The organism is Streptomyces sp. NBC_01433 (genome assembly GCF_026340105.1).
In the GTDB taxonomy this organism is placed as follows: domain Bacteria; phylum Actinomycetota; class Actinomycetes; order Streptomycetales; family Streptomycetaceae; genus Streptomyces.
Genome location: NZ_JAPEPM010000001.1, coordinates 4179783 through 4196159, shown reverse-complemented (window position 1 = coordinate 4196159; position 16377 = coordinate 4179783). Strand labels below are relative to the sequence as shown.

Here is a 16377-nt window from a genome sequence, read left to right as displayed (position 1 = left end):
GGGCTGGGGGACGGGAGCCCGCCCCCGGCCCGCTGATCATTCGCGGTCGCTTCGCCACGCATCCTGCCACCCTCGTTCACACGGGACGGCGCGCACCCCGCCGCCCGTACGGGGCGCTGCCCAGGCGTCAGTTCGTCGTCTCCGGCCTGGCCGACTTCTGCCACGGATAGCTGGTCCGAAGCCGCGGGTCCGAAGCCGTGATCGCCTGCGGCACCTCTTCGTCGGCGGGGCCCGTCCAGCTCGCTTCGGCCGTGCTGCTGCTCCCGGCATCCGTGGACGGCTCCGGCCACTCCACTCCCGGGTCGCGCCCCCGCGCCGTATCCGACCTCGATCCGGTGCCCGCCGCTCCCGCCGTAGATACCGCACCCGCTCCGGGCGCCTGCGGCTGTGACCGCGGGTCCTCCACCGTCCAGTGCCGCAGCGCCCCCGCCTCGATGTCGATCTGCGCGTTCAGCGCGTCCAGATCGTCCTCGCTGAACCGCTGTGCCCGGTCCCGCGCCGCCCAGCGCAGCGAGTCCGCCGAATGCGTGATCCGCTCCGTACGCTCCTTGAGCTTCGGCAGCAGCGCGGCGACCGTCGCCCGGTCCGGCTCGCGCTCCAGCCGCTTCAGCTCGTCGTCGAGCTCGCGTCCATGGACGCTCAGCCGCTCGAACAGGCCCAGCGACTCCGAGAGCGAGGCGTCCTCCGCCACGCCCGCGTGCAACGCGTCCTGGGTGGTCCGCATGGACGTACGCAGGCCGAGCCGCAGTTGCGCGAGCTCGCCCGCGACACCCATCTGTCCGTAGCTCTTCGCCCGGAGTGTGGTGTCCTCCACGGTGCGGCGCGCCTGCGTGATCGTGCGGTCCACGCCCCGTTTGGCCGCGCGGACCGCCTTGACGCCGGCGTACACACCCAGCGCGACGAACGCGACGAAGAGAAGCGCCAGGATCGTGATCGCGGCTTCCATGGACGCCCCTCGGTTGGTCGATGCGGCTGCCGGTACCGGTGCCCCTTCCACCGTAAACGGAACGGGCAGGCCAAGGGTTCCATCGGAACCCCCAACCTGCCCGTAGGGGAATGCCCTGACGAAAACCTAACCGCGCACGGCAGGCATCACGCGGGGACGATATTGACCAGCTTGGGCGCCCGCACGATCACCTTGCGGATCCCGGCCCCGCCCAGCGCGGCCACGACACCGGCGTCGGCCAGCGCCAGCGCCTCCAGCTCCTCGTCCGTGATGGACGGGGGGATCTCCAGTCGGGCCTTGACCTTGCCCTTGATCTGCACGACACAGGTCACGGTCTCGTCCACGACGTACGCCGGGTCCGCGACCGGGAAGTCCTGGTGCACCACGGACTCGGTGTGGCCCAGGCGCCGCCACAGCTCCTCCGCGACGTGCGGTGCCAGCGGTGCCACCAGCAGGACCAGCCGCTCGGCCACGGACCTCGACAGCGGGCCGCCGGCCTTGGTCAGGTGGTTGTTCAGCTCGGTGACCTTGGCGATGGCCGTGTTGAAGCGCATCCCGGCCATGTCCTGGCCGACCCCGTCGATGGCCTTGTGCAGGGCCCGCAGCGTGTCCTCGCCGGGCTCCGTGTCCACGACGGTGACCTCACCGGTCTCCTCGTCGACGATGTTGCGCCACAGCCGCTGCAACAGCCGGTACTGGCCGACCACGGCGCGCGTGTCCCACGGCCGCGACACGTCCAGGGGTCCCATCGCCATCTCGTACAGGCGCAGCGTGTCGGCGCCGTACTCGCCGCAGATCTCGTCCGGCGTGACGGCGTTCTTCAGGGACTTGCCCATCTTGCCCAGGACGCGGCTGACCTTCTCGCCCTCGTAGTAGAAGGCTCCGTCGCGCTCCTCGACCTCGGCAGCCGGCACCGCGATGCCACGGCTGTCGCGGTAGACGAACGCCTGGATCATGCCCTGGTTGTACAGCTTGTGGAACGGTTCGGTGGACGAGATGTGGCCCAGGTCGTGCAGCACCTTGGACCAGAAGCGGGCGTACAGCAGGTGCAGTACGGCGTGCTCGGCGCCGCCGATGTACAGGTCGACACCACCCTTGGGCTGTCCCTCGCGCGGTCCCATCCAGTACTGCTCGATGGCCGGGTCGACCAGCTGCCGGTCGTTGTTCGGGTCCAGGTAACGCAGCTCGTACCAGCAGGAACCCGCCCAGTTGGGCATGGTGTTGGTCTCACGCCGGTACTTCTTCGGGCCGTTTCCGTCGCCCAGGTCCAGCGTGACGTTGACCCAGTCGGCGTTCCGGGACAGCGGAGGCTCGGGCTTGGTGTCCGCGTCCTCCGGGTCGAAGGTGCGAGGCGAGTAGTCGTCGACCTCCGGCAGCTCCAGGGGCAGCATCGACTCGGGCAGCGGGTGGGCGATGCCTTCCTCGTCGTACACGATCGGGAAGGGCTCGCCCCAGTAGCGCTGACGGCTGAACAGCCAGTCGCGCAGCCGGAAGTTGACGGTTCCCTCGCCTACGCCGTGCGCCTTCAGCCACTCGGTGATCTTCGCCTTGGCGTCGACGACACCCAGGCCGTCCAGCGAGATCTCATCGTTCGCGGAGTTGACCAGCTTCGCGTCGTACGAGCCGAAGGCGTCCTCCCAGGTGGAGGCATCCGTGCCACGGTCGTCCGACGGCTCGACGACACAGCGCATCGGCAGCTCGAAGGCGCGCGCGAACGCGAAGTCGCGCGCGTCGTGCGCCGGCACGGCCATGATCGCGCCGGTGCCATAGCCCATCAGGACATAGTCGGCGATGAATACGGGCACCTTCTCGCCGCTGACCGGGTTGGTCGCGTACGCGCCGGTGAAGACGCCGGTCTTGTCCTTGGCCTCGGCCTGCCGCTCGACTTCGGACTTGGCCGCGGCCTGCTTGCGGTACGCGGTGACGGCCTCGGCCGGGGTCGCGTGGCCGCCGGTCCACACCGGATGGGTGCCCTCGGGCCAGGCGGCCGGGATGATCCGCTCGATCAGGTCGTGCTCGGGGGCCAGCACCATGTAGGTCGCGCCGAACAGGGTGTCCTGGCGCGTGGTGAAGACGGTGATGCTTCCCGCGCCGTCGACCGGGAAGTCCACGCGCGCGCCCTCGGACCGCCCGATCCAGTTGCGCTGCTGCATCTTGATGGCCTCGGGCCAGTCCAGCGGATCCAGGTCGTCCAGCAGTCGGTCGGCGTAGGCGGTGATACGCATGTTCCACTGGCGCAGCTTGGCCTTGAACACGGGGAAGTTGCCGCGCTCGGAACGGCCGTCGGCGGTGACCTCTTCGTTGGCCAGTACGGTGCCCAGGCCCGGCGACCAGTTGACGGGCGCGTCCGAGGCGTACGCCAGGCGGTACTCGCCCAGGACCTCGGCGCGCTCGGCGGCGCTCAGCGCGCTCCAGTCACGGCCGTCGGGGGTCGCACGCGACCCGCTCTCGAACTGCGCGACCAGGTCGGCGATCGGCCGCGCCTTGTCGGCGTCGGTGTCGTACCAGGAGTTGAAGATCTGCAGGAAGATCCACTGGGTCCACTTGTAGTACTCGGCGTCGATCGTCGCGAACGAGCGGCGCTTGTCATGACCCAGACCCAGCCGGCGCAGCTGGAACTTCATGTTCGCCATGTTGGCCTCGGTGGAGACCCGCGGGTGCGTGCCGGTCTGCACGGCGTACTGCTCCGCGGGCAGCCCGAAGGCGTCGAAGCCCAGGGTGTGCAGGACGTTGTGGCCGGTCATCCGCTGGTGGCGGGCGAAGACGTCGGTGGCGATATAACCCAGCGGGTGACCGACATGCAGGCCCGCACCCGAGGGGTACGGGAACATGTCCATGATGAACTTCTTCGGCTTAGCGGCCAGCTCGGGGTCGCCCGCCAGATCACCGGTGGGGTTCGGCGCCTCGTAGGTCCCCTCGGCGTCCCAGAAGTCCTGCCAGCGTGCCTCGATGTCGGCGGCCATCGCCGCCGTGTAGCGGTGCGGCGCAGCTGTCTCGGCTGCGGAATTCGTCTCGCTCATGATCCTCAAAGCTCCATCGATCGTCATCTGCCGGCGCCCATGTCTACGGACACGCGTCTACCGAAACGAAAAATCCCCTCGCACAGGAGGGGACGCCGCGCCGATTCCGACCAGGCATTCTCACCGGTCGGGACTGATCAGCGCGGCTCGCTAAGCAGAAGTCGTACGGCACGCATGGCGTCAGGGTACCGCACGGACCCGGAACCGGGCCGGGAGTAACCGGCCTGTGGACAACCGGCCTCCGACGGATCGTCCGGAAAGCGGGGGCGCTCCGCGAACACGGACGCAAGAGGACGCAAGCAAACATGGTGGTCACGGTGGACACGAGCGAACACGGTGATACGCGGCGGGCGCGGTCGCACACGGTCGGACAACGAGAAAGCGGGCCATCCGATTCGGATGACCCGCTTCTCCACTGTGGAGCTAAGGAGAATTGAACTCCTGACCTCCTGCATGCCATGCAGGCGCTCTACCAACTGAGCTATAGCCCCTCGCTGCGCGCCGCCCGGTCTCCCTTGGCGACATCGAGAACATTACACGGTCCCCCCGGCCCTCCACCAAATCGTTTCCCATCTGAACCGGTATGCCCGAATATCGGCTACGTCACCACGTCCACGTCGTCACGACGTCACGCCGTCGCGAAGGAGTAGAAGCGCTTGAGGGTGCAGTGCTCCTCCAGGAGCCGCCCGTAGATCGGCTCCCCCTCCAGCTCGCGGTAGGTCTCGATGGGGTCGCCTTTTATGATCAGCGCCCGCGCGCACTCCTCGCACCAGTATTGGTACTCCGGATTGATCGGGTCCATATCCCTGACGATGGGCGTACCGCTGCCGCACCAGTCACACTTCCGCCTGTGCGCACCCATCAGTCAGCTCCAGCTGTGGCCGCAGGCCGTACACGCGTATGAGACCCCGCCGTTGCCACCCGGCGCTTGAGCCACGGGGGACGAACCGCAGGACGGGCAGCCGAGACGGGATCGATCTTCGGGAGTTACGGAACCGGGGGGCGAGACGGGAACAAGGGGCAGGTCGGGGACCTGCTCGCGACTCGCAGGCATCGCGCTCCCTCCCGATCGGTCCATCGCCCCCTCCGGCGCTCCGATTCTGCCATGACCCCGCAAGGGGGTCAGCCCGCGAACCGGCAGAGGCCACGCAGGACGCACAGAACGCGGCAGAACGCGGCAGGACAGCGCGGAGGGGATACGCAAAGATCCCGCCCCTGAAAGGGACGGGATCTTGATTGTGGAGCTAAGGAGAATTGAACTCCTGACCTCCTGCATGCCATGCAGGCGCTCTACCAACTGAGCTATAGCCCCGCTGCCCGCTGTGTTTCCCTGCGTTTCCGCGCTGCGAACAAGAAGAACTTTAGCCTGTGACCAGCCAGAAAGTGAAATCCGGCCGAGGCCGCCCGGAGACGGCCCGCGGGCACTGCCTAATCGTCGTCGCCGAGCACAGGTTCGGGGAGCGTCCCCGCATTGTGCTCCAGCAGGCGCCAGCCGCGCGCACCCTCGCCCAGCACGGACCAGCAGCAGTTGGTGAGCCCGCCCAGCCCTTCCCAGTGGTGCGCTTCCAGGCCCAGCAGGCGGCCGATGGTCGTCCTGATCGTGCCTCCGTGGCTGACCACGACGAGCGTGCCCGCGTCGGGCAGTTTCGCGGCGTGCTCCAGGACGACCGGGGCGGCCCGGTCGGCCACCTCGGTCTCCAGCTCGCCGCCGCCCCGGCGCACGGGCTCACCGCGCTTCCAGGCCGCGTACTGGTCGCCGTACTGCCCGATGATCTCTTCGTGCGTAAGGCCCTGCCAGGCGCCCGCGTACGTCTCGCGCAGCGCGGAGTCGTGGGCGACTCCGAGGCCCGTGACAGCAGCGAGCTCGGCAGCCGTGGCCGCCGCCCGACGCAGGTCGGAGGCGACGATCGCGTCCGGCTTCAACGAGGCGAGCAGCCGGGCGGCCCGGCGGGCCTGCCCGACGCCGGCATCGGTGAGCTCGATGTCCGTGGAGCCCTGGAAACGGCGCTCCAGATTCCACGCCGTCTGGCCGTGCCGCCAGAGGACGATCCTGCGGCCCCTGCCGCTGCTGCTGCCGTTCAGCTCAGGTCACCTTCCGTGCCACCGTTGAGCTGGGCGTGCTCCTCGGCCTTGCCGCGGGTCTTGATCGCGTCGTCGGGGAGCGCGATCTCGGGGCAGTCCTTCCACAGGCGCTCAAGCGCGTAGAAGACGCGCTCCTCGCTGTGCTGAACGTGGATCACGATGTCGACATAGTCGAGGAGGATCCAGCGGGCGTCGCGGTCGCCCTCACGGCGCACCGGCTTGGCGCCGAGCTCCTTCTGGAGCCGCTCCTCGATCTCGTCGACGATCGACTTGACCTGGCGGTCGTTGGGGGCCGAGGCCAGCAGGAAGGCGTCGGTGATCGACAGCACATCACTGACGTCGTAGGCGATGATGTCGTGCGCGAGCCGGTCGGCGGCCGCCTGAGCGGCGGCGTTGATGAGCTCGATGGAGCGGTCCGTGGCGGTCACATGCAGGCTTTCGTCGGCGGTCAGATCAACCTCTAGGGTCTCACGGACCGCCGACAGCCCTTACTGCGATGCTCCACGGCCTTACTGCGGTGCTCCACGGCGCTCTCCGGCGGCCGGCGCAGGGCGCCACCGCGCACTATTTGATCTTGTAGTTCTGACCGAGCACGACCGATACATCGGCGTTCGCGGCGGGCTTGCCCTGCTTCACGTCCTCCGCCGGCAGTCCCAGCGTCTTGGCGACCTCGGTCGCCTTCGCCTTGTCCTCGGCGGTCCGGTACAGCACCTCCGACGATGCCTGGGTGCCCACCTTCCCACTGTCGACGTAGGCGTAACCGCCATTGACCAGTTGGACCCGGGCCGTCTCGCCGGCCTCCGCGTTCCCGGTGGCGTTCCTGACACCGACGCGGACGGCCGCGTCCTGGTCCGGGGCCTTCACCGTGCCGCCCAGGATGTCCTTGACGACGCTCTCCGTGGCCTTGTCGGTGAGGGTGCCGTCGTCCTGGACCGGCAGCAGCGCCGTCTTGTAGTCGCCGACCTTGGCGTGCCCGGCCAGCTTGGCCAGCGAGACCCCCAGGTCCTGCTCGGGCAGTGACGGGTCGAGGATCTGGGCCAGCGTCTCCACGGTGACGGTGGCGGCCTTCGGGTCCTCCGAGAGCTTCCGCAGGACACCCCGCATGACCTGCCCGAAGCGCAGCAACTGCTTCGCCTCGGGCTCGCCCTCACCGCGATACGTGGCGTAGGCCACGGCCATCGGACCGCTCAGCGTCTGGGACTCGCCCTTGTTCACGAGGGGCGCGGCGCCCTTCTTGGCATCGGGCACATCGGTATCGGTGTCGACCTCGATGTTGCCGACCAGCTCGACAAGGTTCTCCAGGTACGGAGTGTCCAGTCGCCACGTACCGCTGATCTTGGTGCCCAGAAGGGTGTCGATCGACTCACGGGTGCCGGTGCTGCCGTCGTCATCGACGGACTTGCCGAGCGTCGTGGTGGTGCCGTCGTCGGAAGCGATGGCGAGTGAGTTGGGGAGCAGGATGGTGGTGCCCTGCTTGGTGGTGGTGTTGTCGACGAGCAGCGCCGTGGAGGTGCCGCCCTTCTTGGTGTTGTGCAGATGGACCACGATGACGTCCCGCTGCTGCGGACCGGCGACGGTGCTGTTCTTCTCGTCCGGGCCGGAGAGGCCGGGGATCTTGTCGGCGGACCAGAGGTAGCCGACCCCGCCGACCACGACGAGCGCGACGACGACTATGAGCGCGACCATCCGGTTGCGGCCCTTGCGCCGTGCTTCCTCGCGCCGTTCGCTGCGGCTTTCGGTGAACTTCAGCCAGTCGATGACGTCTTCGGAGTCCTCGTCGGGCTCCTCGATGAACGAGAACTGCTCGGTGCCGTAGTCGGCGGCGGGACGCCGCTGCCCCGGAACGAGGGGTTCCTGATCCGCGGGCGACTCGGGTTCCCTGACGGGCTCCGCGGCGGGTCGGCCGGGCTCCTCGACAGGCTGGGCCGGAGCGGGGGCGGAGCCCTGGTGCGGGATGTCCCACTGCTGGGCTGTGTCGACCGCGGCGGGCTGCTGCCCGGTGTCGTAACCGTAGTTGGCGTAGTTCCCGTAGCCGTACCCCTGATCGGAGCCCTGGCCCTGCTGGGGCTGTTCCGCGTACGGGTCGTACTGCTGCGGGTACTGAGCTTGCTCAGGTTGCTGCGGGTACTGCGGGTGCTGGGTCTGCTGCTGGGCGTACGCGTCGTACCCGTACCCCTGGTCCGGAGACTGGCCCTGGCCCTGCTGAACCTGCTGGCCCTGCTGCCCTTGCTGAATCTGCTGGCCTTGCGGAACCTGCTGGCTCTGCTGAGGCGCGTAGGGGTCGTACTGCTGCTGCCCCTGCTGTTGGTACACCGGTTGCCCGTACTCGTCGTAGCCGATGATCTGCGGCTGCTGGTAGTACGGGTCGTACGGGTTCTGTCGGTCGTTCACCGGTGCCCCTCTCCGTGGCTCATTCGCCGCGGTACAGCTGGCGCTTGTCGATGTAGCGGACCACACCGTCCGGCACCAAGTACCAGACCGGATCCCCCTGCGCGACCCTCCCGCGGCAGTCCGTGGACGAGATCGCCAGCGCCGGAACCTCCACGAGTGAGACCCCGCCCTCCGGCAGCCCGTCGTCCGTGAGCACGTGACCCGGCCGGGTCACACCGATGAAGTGGGAGAGCGAGAACAGCTCCTCCGCGTCCCGCCAGGTGAGGATCTGGGACAACGCGTCGGCGCCGGTGATGAAGAAGAGGTCCGCGTCGCCATGAACCTCGCGCAGGTCCCGCAGCGTATCGATCGTGTACGTCGGTCCGCCACGGTCGATGTCGCTGCGGCTGACCGAGAACTGCGGGTTGGACGCCGTGGCGATGACCGTCATCAGATAGCGGTCCTCGGCCGGGGAGACCTGCTTGTGGCTTTTCTGCCACGGCTGCCCGGTCGGAACGAAAATGACCTCATCGAGGTGGAACTGGGCGGCCACTTCACTGGCCGCCACCAGGTGTCCATGATGAATCGGGTCAAAAGTCCCGCCCATCACGCCGAGTCGGCGCTTGCCGGGGCCAGTAGGCACTTTCTGCTCTCCCATGCGTGCAGAGCCTACTGGCACGGTTGTACGCCTCCGCCTCAGCGGTCGCGGTTGAAACGGGTGGTGACCCAGAGCAGGAACATCAGCGCGAGGAAAGCGCCACCACCGGTCAGGTAAGGGCTGAGGCTTTCGTGGTTGCCGCCCCCGCCGCCCTCGGAGGCGAGAGTGACCAGCTGGTGGGCGGTGCTCGTGAGGCTCATCTTCAGCAGGACCTATCTCGGGAGTCGGAAGGAAGACGTCGGGCACATCGTATGCGGGCGCCCCGGGCACGCTCACGCCGACTCAGTCGTTGTTGTCATCGTTGCGGTATCCGCGCAGCAGGAACCAGGCGAGCAGAGCGGCTCCGACGATCGACACGAGCAGCACGATCCGGAGGGTATTGCCCGGCCCCTGCTCCTCGGATGCGGCGGCGAGCAGTGCGACGGTGTGCGGCATTTCGGGCGCTCCTCAAAGTTATCCACAGCCCCCCGCACACCGTAGCGCCAGCACATACGCTGGAAATTGTCAGGGGGACGAGCGACGTCTCGTACGAACAGGGGGCCATCCATGACCGACAACAGTCACGAGAACGTGCCGAGCAGGCAGCGCAAGCGATTCCCGGGTATTTCTTCCCGGGCGTACGAACACCCGGCGGACCGTTCGGCCCTGGTTGCCCTGCGCAAGCTGACCGGCTTCGACACCGTGTTCAAGGCGCTCAGCGGGCTGCTCCCGGAGCGCAGTCTGCGACTTCTCTTCCTGTCCGACTCCGTCCGGGTGAGCGACGCGCAGTTCACACACCTCAACGACATGCTGCGGGACGCCTGTTACATCCTGGACCTGGAGAAGGTCCCGCCGATGTATGTCAACCAGGACCCGCAGCCCAACGCCATGTGTATCGGCCTCGACGAGCCGATCATCGTGGTGACGACAGGCCTGGTGGAGCTGCTCGACGAGGAGGAGATGCGGGCGGTGGTGGGCCACGAGGTGGGCCACGCCCTCTCCGGGCACGCGGTGTACCGCACGATATTGCTCTTCCTCACCAATCTGGCCCTGAAGGTGGCCTGGATCCCGCTCGGCAATGTCGCGATCATGGCGATCGTGACGGCGCTGCGCGAGTGGTTCCGCAAGTCCGAGCTGTCCGCCGACCGGGCCGGACTGCTGGTCGGCCAGGACCTCAATGCGTCGATGCGCGGTCTGATGAAGATCGCCGGTGGTAATCACCTCCACGAGATGAATGTCGACGCCTTCCTCGCACAGGCCGACGAGTACGAGAAGGGCGGCGATCTGCGCGACTCCGTGCTCAAGATCCTCAATGTGCTGCCCCGGACTCATCCCTTCACCACGGTGCGGGCCGCCGAGCTGAAGAAGTGGTCGGAGACCCGCGACTACCAGCGGATCATGGACGGCCACTACCCGCGGCGCGACGAGGACAAGAACACCTCGGTGACCGACTCGTTCCGGGAGTCCGCCTCGCATTACGCCGACACGGTGCGTACCAGCAAGGACCCGCTGATGAAGCTCGTCGGTGACATCGCCGGCGGCGCTGGAGACCTGGGCGGCAAGCTGCGCGACAAGTTCACCGGCGGGGGCAGTGGCGGCGGGGCCGCCAAGGCCGGCGACCGGGCCGCCGACGACGGCTCCGCTACGGGCCGGTCCGAGGGGCCTGACCGGCCCCAGGACCCTGAGGAGGGTTCGGGGACGAAGGGGAGCTGACGGCCAGCGTTCCGCACATCGCCGCGGTGGGCCGGCCCATGGCGTACGGGTCGGTCCCGGCCGGGCCCCGGTTGTCCGCCCGTTCCCCGGCGAGCAGGGGGCGCAGTGCGCCGGCCACCTCTGCCGAGCAGGACTGCGGCCCGGCCTGCACGTAGGCCGTGCGCAGCTCCGCCCGGTGCAGCCTCAGGTCCTCGCGGTCGAACCGGAAGTGCAGCTCGCGCCGCACGGTGAACAGGGAGGCGTCGCCCGGCTCGCCGGGTCTCGTGGCCGCGGGGCGCAGCGTGTACGTGAAGGTGTGGTCCGACACCACTTCCAGGGTGCCGGACTCCGTCTCGGCGTAGGAGAGCGTGCCTTGGACCCGGATCTGCGGATCCGCCAGCTCCGCGGCGGCCGGGTCGAAGCGCACCAGCCATCCTGTCGCCTCGTGCCGTCCGTCGTCGGCGGGGGCCCTCATGCTGCGTTCGAACTGGGCCGTCTGATCAGGGTCGAGCAGATGCTCGACGGGGCGCAGGGCATGGCCGCCCAGGACATCGGGATTCAGTGAGGACTCCACCAGGTAGTCCTTGGCGATGGCCAGGCCCGCCGTCACCTGACTGTCCGAGAAGTTCTTCGTACGGCGGACCGAAGGGAAGTTGATGCCGTCGGCGCCGGTCGGGTATTCCGCGGCCGGGCTCGTCGCGTACAGGTTCGTGGGGGTCCCGCCCGGCACGGCGCCCCGGGGGGCGAGGGGGACCACGGTGGACCGCAGGGCTTCGGCGCGTCTGACGGCGGGCTGGGGGTACGGGTGGCGGAATCCGATGTAGACGGCCATGGCGAAGGCCAGGGCGATGAGCACCACCAGCGCTATGGCGGCTCTGGAGCCGCTGCGCGAAGCGCGTCCCGGGAGGGAGCGGACCGCGCGGGCGTGCTCGCCCATCCGCTCCTGGGCGGAGAATTCCTGTAGCCGGGCAGCCCGGATGAACGACTCGTCGAAGACGAGGGAGCGGTACTCGTCCTCGCCGCCCGGGGGGTTCTCGGGCGGGCCTTCGGGTGGTTCTCCACGGCCTGTCATCCACTTCTCCCGATCTCCACACCACCGGCCGACGGTCGGTGCGTAACGGTCTGCTTCGGCCTGGAGGCTGATGGCAGTGAGAAGCCCCCTCGAAGAGGGGTCACATCTTCAGGGTAGGTCGAATGCCCCGGACGTAAACGCGGAGGCGGGTGAGAACTGTGCGGGAGGCCGGGAAGCCGGTCGGCGTGGTGCGCGTGGGGACGGTGCGAGAACGGTGCGAGGAGGCGCACGGAGACGGTGCGGTTGACGGTTCGAGGGTGCGTGGGACGACCGGAAACGGTGCCGTAGGCGACCGGATGAGGGCAGTGGGCCAAGCGGGTGGATCAGGGGGTGCGTGGGATCGCGGAGACCGCCGGGCGGGAGCGGGAGTAGTCGGCCGGGGCGGACGGGGCTGCACCGGGCCTGTCGAAGCCACGCGTATCAGCACCGCGCTGATCGGCACCGTGCTGATCGGTACCGGGCGTATCGGCACCGTGCTGATCGGTACCGGGCTGATCAGCGCCGGGCTTGCCGACCCCGCTCGTCACCTGCGGCGGCGCCTGCTCGCCCCGGCCTGCCGAGCCACCCCGGTAGACGGCGGTGAAGGCCAGCGCGACCATGCCGACGCCCATCACGAGGGCGAGCAGCCAGGCCACCGGGCGGTGCCAGCGTGCGGCACCGCGGTAGGGACGCAGGGAGCCGCCGTGGCGCCCGTAGGGGCCTCTGCCGGCCTCGTCGTCGTAGTCGGGGTCCAGCGGGTCCCCATACGCCCTCTCGTGGCCGTACGCGCCGTCCCGGCCGTAGTCGCCGTAGAGGTCCTCGTCCATGGGGCCGCCGCGGCGGCCCCGGGCGGCGTCGGCCTCGGCACGGGCCTGGGCGGCGGCGAGCAGTCGCTCCACGGCGGTGGGTTCATGGACCGGTGCGGCCCGTACGAAGTCCTCGTCGAACACCACGGCGGCGAAGTCCTCGTCCGCGCCCCCGCGGTCGTCGTCGGGCTCCCAGCCGTCCGGGAACGGCCTGCCCCCCACGTCGTCCGGCACAGCTTCAGCGTAGCCCTGAAGGGGCGGTTTGGGCAGGGACCCCCGCAAACTCACCCGACCCGCCCACCCCACCCGCCACACGACCCTCCGCGGACCCATCCGGCCCGCCGCATGGCGCCGTGCGGCGGGCGGACATGCCGCACGCCGACCTGCCGCACGCCGACCTGCCGCACGGCGGGCGACATGCCGCACGTCGGCAGGCGCCCGGACGGGTGCCTACCTGATGTGGCCGTCGCCGGTGACGATGTACTTCGTCGATGTCAGCTCCGGCAGCCCCATCGGGCCGCGTGCGTGCAGCTTCTGCGTGGAGATGCCGATCTCGGCACCGAATCCGAACTGTCCGCCGTCCGTGAAGCGGGTGGACGCGTTCACCGCGACCGTCGTCGAATCCACCAGTTGGGTGAAACGGCGGGCCGCGGCCTGCGAGGTGGTCACGATCGCCTCGGTGTGGCCGGAGGACCAGAGGCGGATGTGCGCCACGGCCGCGTCCAGCGAATCCACGACCGCCACCGCGATGTCGTACGAGAGGTACTCGGTCTCCCAGTCCTCCGCCGTCGCCGCCACCACCGTGGCCTTGGACCCCTGCGCGTGGGCGAGCACCCGCTCGTCGGCGTGCACGGTCACGCCCGCCTCGGCCAGCGCGTCCAGGGCGAGCGGCAGGAATTCGGCGGCGATGTCCTTGTGGACCAGCAGGGTCTCGGCCGAGTTGCAGACACTCGGGCGCTGCGCCTTGGAGTTGATCAGGATGTCGACGGCCATGGCCAGGTCCGTCCGCGCGTCGACGTAGACGTGGCAGTTGCCGGTGCCGGTCTCGATGACGGGGACCGTGGACTCCTCGACGACCGTGCGGATCAGGGAGGCGCCGCCGCGCGGGATGAGGACGTCGACCAGGCCGCGGGCCCGCATCAGTTCCCGTACCGAGTCGCGGCTCTCCCCCGGCACCAGTTGCACCGCGTCGGCCGGCAGACCCGAGCCGCCGACCGCGTCGCGCAGCACCCGTACGAGGGCGGTGTTGGAGGCGTACGCGGACGACGAGCCGCGCAGCAGCACGGCGTTGCCGGACTTCAGGCACAGGGCCGCCGCGTCCACCGTCACGTTGGGCCGGGCCTCGTAGATGATCCCGACCACGCCGAGCGGCACCCGGACCTGGCGCAGGTCGATGCCGTTGGGCAGGGTCGAGCCGCGTACGACCTCGCCCACGGGGTCGGGCAGTGCCGCCACGTCCCGTACGTCGGCGGCGATGGCGCGGATCCGTTCGGGGGTGAGGGTGAGCCGGTCGATGATGCCCTCGCTCGTCCCGGCCTCGCGGGCGCGGTCGACATCCTCGGCGTTGGCCGCGACGATCTCGCTCGTGCGCACTTCGAGTGCGTCCGCGATCGCCAGCAGCGCGTCGTCCTTGGCGGAGCGCGGAAGTGGCGCGATGTCGGCGGCGGCAGCGCGTGCCCGGTAGGCGGCCTGCGCGACCGGGGACATGTTGTCGTACGGCGAAAGCGTGGTCATGCCCGCAGAGTAGTGCGCACACTGCGGGCATCCGTCACGTATCCCGTGATGCGAGACGACCGCCCCGAGGGGTGGTCGTCCCAGTACGGCTGCACACCGATCAGTACGGCTGCACCCCGATCGGTACGGCTGCACCCCGATCAGTACAAGGGCACACCGATCAGTAGCGGGTGCGTCCCGATCAGTACGGGTGCACCCCGACCGGTGCCGCGGGCGGCGGCCCGTACCCCTCGGCGATGCGCTGGTGGTACGTCTCCCGATCGATCACTTCCAGCCCGACGATCTTCCAGGGCGGGAGCTGGGCACTGGAGCGGTGCTCACCCCACAGCCGCAGGGCCACCGCCGCCGCGTCGTGCAGGTCGCGGGCCTCTTCCCAATAGCGGATCTCCGCATGGTCGTTGGCGTAGCGGCTGGTCAGCAGGAAGGGGTGGTCGTGCGCCAGCTGTTCCAGGCCGCGTCTGACCTCCTTCAGCGGAGTCTCGGTTCCCGAGACGCAGAGGGTGATGTGCCACAGCTTCGACTGGGTGTGTTCCTCCTTCGCCGTCACCGGCTCCTGCTCGGTGGTGCGGTCCGCGGGCACACTCCTGTCGAAGTCGGCCCCCGCTCCGACGCTGGTCAGGGCGCGGCTGCCCGATCCGCGGGGCGGCGCCCCCGGGCGCGCTCGTCTCACCGGCGGCCTCCTGTGAATGTGTTGCTGTGCTGTGTACCCCTGGTGTCCCCGCTACAAAGTTGACCAGTCCGAGGCCGGGCGTGGGGCGGTTTTGGGGAAGCTCTCTGCCCTGAGGCCGGACTTTCAGCCGATTCAGGGGGCGAGGCGGGGCGTGAGAACGACCAGATCGTCCCTGTGTACGACCTCGCGCTCATAGGCGGGGCCCAGCTCTCTGGCCAGGTCGCGGGTGGAGCGGCCGAGCAGCTGGGGGATCTCCTTGGCATCGAAGTTGACGAGTCCGCGGGCGACGGGCCGGCCGCGGAGGTCGCGCAGCTCCACCGGGTCGCCAGCGGTGAACTCGCCCTCGACGGCGGAGATTCCGGCGGGCAGCAGCGAGGTCCGGCGCTCCACCACGGCCCGTACGGCTCCGTCGTCGAGGGTCAGGGCGCCCCGCGGGGTGGAGGCGTGGGCCAGCCAGAGCAGCCGGTCGGCGGAGCGGCGTCCGGTGCGGTGGAAGTACGTACCGGTGTCGCGGCCCGCGAGGGCGTCGGCGGCCCGGCTCGCGGAGGTGAGGACGACCGGGATACCGGCGGCGGTGGCGATCCTGGCCGCCTCGACCTTGGTGACCATGCCTCCGGTGCCGACGCCCGCCTTCCCGGCTTTGCCGATCGTGACGTCGGCCAGGTCCTCGGGGCCGCAGACCTCGGCGACGCGGGTGGTGCCCGGGGTGCTCGGGTCCCCGTCGTAGAGGCCGTCCACATCGGAGAGGAGGACCAGCAGGTCGGCGTGGACGAGGTGGGCGACGAGCGCGGCGAGCCGGTCGTTGTCGCCGAACCGGATCTCCTCGGTGGCCACGGTGTCGTTCTCGTTGACGACGGGGAGGGCGCCCATGTCCAGGAGCTGGTCGAGGGTGCGGTAGGCGTTGCGGTAGTGGGCGCGGCGGCTGGTGTCGTCGGCGGTGAGGAGCACCTGGCCGACGCGTACGCCGTAGCGCGCGAACGAGGCGGTGTAGCGGGCCACGAGCAGTCCCTGCCCGACGCTGGCCGCGGCCTGCTGGCGGGCCAGGTCCTTGGGCCTGCGGACCAGGCCGAGCGGGGCGAGTCCGGCGGCGATGGCACCGCTGGAGACGAGGACGACCTCCCGCTCGCCGCCGCTCCTGACCTTGGCCAGTACGTCGACGAGGGCGTCGACCCGGTCGGCGTCGATGCCGCCCGCCGCCGTGGTGAGCGAGGAGGAGCCGACCTTGACGACGATCCGGCGGGCTTCGGTCACTCCCGGCCTTGCAGCTGACACGTGCTTCCTCGCTCTGGCTCGCCCGGTGGATCCGTGGGGCCGGCCGTGGGCGCCGTGAGGTGGTGGTGATGCCGGGGCCCGCCCCGGCTCAGCACAG

General features: G+C 69.5%; 15 protein-coding genes and 2 tRNA genes. 1 reads left to right on the top strand and 16 read right to left on the bottom strand.

The annotated features are described in order from the left end of the window. Window positions 1-127: 127 nt before the first annotated feature. From OG413_RS18845 to OG413_RS18795, 11 genes are all read right to left on the bottom strand, one after another. Window positions 128-946: a hypothetical protein gene (locus tag OG413_RS18845; RefSeq protein ID WP_266807027.1), complete on the bottom strand. Its 819-nt coding sequence runs from the start codon at window positions 944-946 to the stop codon at window positions 128-130. 146 nt (window positions 947-1092) lie between these two features. After that, window positions 1093-3966: a leucine--tRNA ligase gene (leuS, locus tag OG413_RS18840; protein ID WP_266807025.1), complete on the bottom strand. Its 2874-nt coding sequence runs from the start codon at window positions 3964-3966 to the stop codon at window positions 1093-1095. A 418-nt stretch (window positions 3967-4384) separates the two neighbouring features. Continuing rightward, a tRNA-Ala gene (locus OG413_RS18835) sits at window positions 4385-4457 on the bottom strand. A gap of 137 nt (window positions 4458-4594) precedes the next feature. After that, a complete protein-coding gene (locus tag OG413_RS18830) occupies window positions 4595-4828 on the bottom strand; it encodes a hypothetical protein (RefSeq protein WP_015608461.1) in 234 nt (77 codons plus the stop codon). Between the two features lie 377 nt (window positions 4829-5205). Continuing rightward, window positions 5206-5278: transfer RNA gene (locus tag OG413_RS18825), tRNA-Ala, on the bottom strand. 116 nt (window positions 5279-5394) lie between these two features. Continuing rightward, on the bottom strand, window positions 5395-6048 hold the full coding sequence (locus tag OG413_RS18820) for a histidine phosphatase family protein (RefSeq protein WP_266810238.1): 654 nt from the start codon (window positions 6046-6048) through the stop codon (window positions 5395-5397). Further along, a complete protein-coding gene (gene rsfS / locus OG413_RS18815; RefSeq protein ID WP_073723096.1) occupies window positions 6045-6476 on the bottom strand; it encodes a ribosome silencing factor in 432 nt (143 codons plus the stop codon). Before rsfS ends, OG413_RS18820 begins: the two co-directional genes overlap by 4 nt. A gap of 136 nt (window positions 6477-6612) precedes the next feature. Next, the gene (locus OG413_RS18810) at window positions 6613-8439 is read right to left on the bottom strand and encodes an LCP family protein (RefSeq protein WP_266807023.1); all 1827 of its coding nucleotides are present in this window, start codon (window positions 8437-8439) and stop codon (window positions 6613-6615) included. 19 nt (window positions 8440-8458) lie between these two features. Further along, window positions 8459-9076, bottom strand: coding sequence for a nicotinate-nucleotide adenylyltransferase (gene nadD, locus OG413_RS18805; RefSeq protein ID WP_073723100.1), 618 nt, complete (start codon window positions 9074-9076; stop codon window positions 8459-8461). A gap of 38 nt (window positions 9077-9114) precedes the next feature. Further along, a complete protein-coding gene (locus OG413_RS18800) occupies window positions 9115-9276 on the bottom strand; it encodes a hypothetical protein (RefSeq protein ID WP_266807021.1) in 162 nt (53 codons plus the stop codon). 82 nt (window positions 9277-9358) lie between these two features. After that, window positions 9359-9511, bottom strand: a complete 153-nt coding sequence (locus OG413_RS18795; RefSeq protein WP_198953220.1) for a hypothetical protein — start codon at window positions 9509-9511, stop codon at window positions 9359-9361. 111 nt (window positions 9512-9622) lie between these two features. Between OG413_RS18795 and OG413_RS18790 the strand changes: the two genes are divergently transcribed. Beyond that, window positions 9623-10768 carry a M48 family metallopeptidase gene (locus OG413_RS18790; RefSeq protein ID WP_266807018.1) on the top strand — a complete coding sequence of 382 codons (1146 nt, stop codon included), beginning with the start codon at window positions 9623-9625 and terminating at the stop codon, window positions 10766-10768. Here the strand turns inward: OG413_RS18790 and OG413_RS18785 are convergent. From OG413_RS18785 to proB, 5 genes are all read right to left on the bottom strand, one after another. Further along, entirely contained in the window at window positions 10698-11819 is a 1122-nt protein-coding gene (locus OG413_RS18785) for a hypothetical protein (RefSeq protein WP_266807016.1), read from the bottom strand. The genes OG413_RS18790 and OG413_RS18785 overlap by 71 nt on opposite strands. A 323-nt stretch (window positions 11820-12142) precedes the next feature. Next, the gene (locus OG413_RS18780) at window positions 12143-12838 is read right to left on the bottom strand and encodes a hypothetical protein (RefSeq protein ID WP_266807014.1); all 696 of its coding nucleotides are present in this window, start codon (window positions 12836-12838) and stop codon (window positions 12143-12145) included. A gap of 216 nt (window positions 12839-13054) precedes the next feature. Continuing rightward, window positions 13055-14338 carry a glutamate-5-semialdehyde dehydrogenase gene (locus OG413_RS18775; RefSeq protein WP_266807012.1) on the bottom strand — a complete coding sequence of 428 codons (1284 nt, stop codon included), beginning with the start codon at window positions 14336-14338 and terminating at the stop codon, window positions 13055-13057. 181 nt (window positions 14339-14519) lie between these two features. Further along, window positions 14520-15008 (bottom strand): hypothetical protein, encoded by a 489-nt coding sequence (locus OG413_RS18770; protein ID WP_073723111.1) that lies wholly within the window; start codon window positions 15006-15008, stop codon window positions 14520-14522. 132 nt (window positions 15009-15140) lie between these two features. Continuing rightward, entirely contained in the window at window positions 15141-16259 is a 1119-nt protein-coding gene (gene proB, locus OG413_RS18765) for a glutamate 5-kinase (protein WP_266810236.1), read from the bottom strand. Window positions 16260-16377: the final 118 nt, after the last annotated feature.

Coding starts and splice junctions, on each gene's coding strand:
- OG413_RS18845 (WP_266807027.1), bottom strand. CDS start 946: ATGGAAGCCGCGATCACGATCCTGGCGCTTCTCTTCGTCGCGTTCGTC.
- OG413_RS18790 (WP_266807018.1), top strand. CDS start 9,623: ATGACCGACAACAGTCACGAGAACGTGCCGAGCAGGCAGCGCAAGCGA.
- nadD (WP_073723100.1), bottom strand. CDS start 9,076: ATGGGAGAGCAGAAAGTGCCTACTGGCCCCGGCAAGCGCCGACTCGGC.
- OG413_RS18800 (WP_266807021.1), bottom strand. CDS start 9,276: ATGAGCCTCACGAGCACCGCCCACCAGCTGGTCACTCTCGCCTCCGAG.
- OG413_RS18785 (WP_266807016.1), bottom strand. CDS start 11,819: ATGACAGGCCGTGGAGAACCACCCGAAGGCCCGCCCGAGAACCCCCCG.
- leuS (WP_266807025.1), bottom strand. CDS start 3,966: ATGAGCGAGACGAATTCCGCAGCCGAGACAGCTGCGCCGCACCGCTAC.
- OG413_RS18830 (WP_015608461.1), bottom strand. CDS start 4,828: ATGGGTGCGCACAGGCGGAAGTGTGACTGGTGCGGCAGCGGTACGCCC.
- OG413_RS18795 (WP_198953220.1), bottom strand. CDS start 9,511: ATGCCGCACACCGTCGCACTGCTCGCCGCCGCATCCGAGGAGCAGGGG.
- OG413_RS18775 (WP_266807012.1), bottom strand. CDS start 14,338: ATGACCACGCTTTCGCCGTACGACAACATGTCCCCGGTCGCGCAGGCC.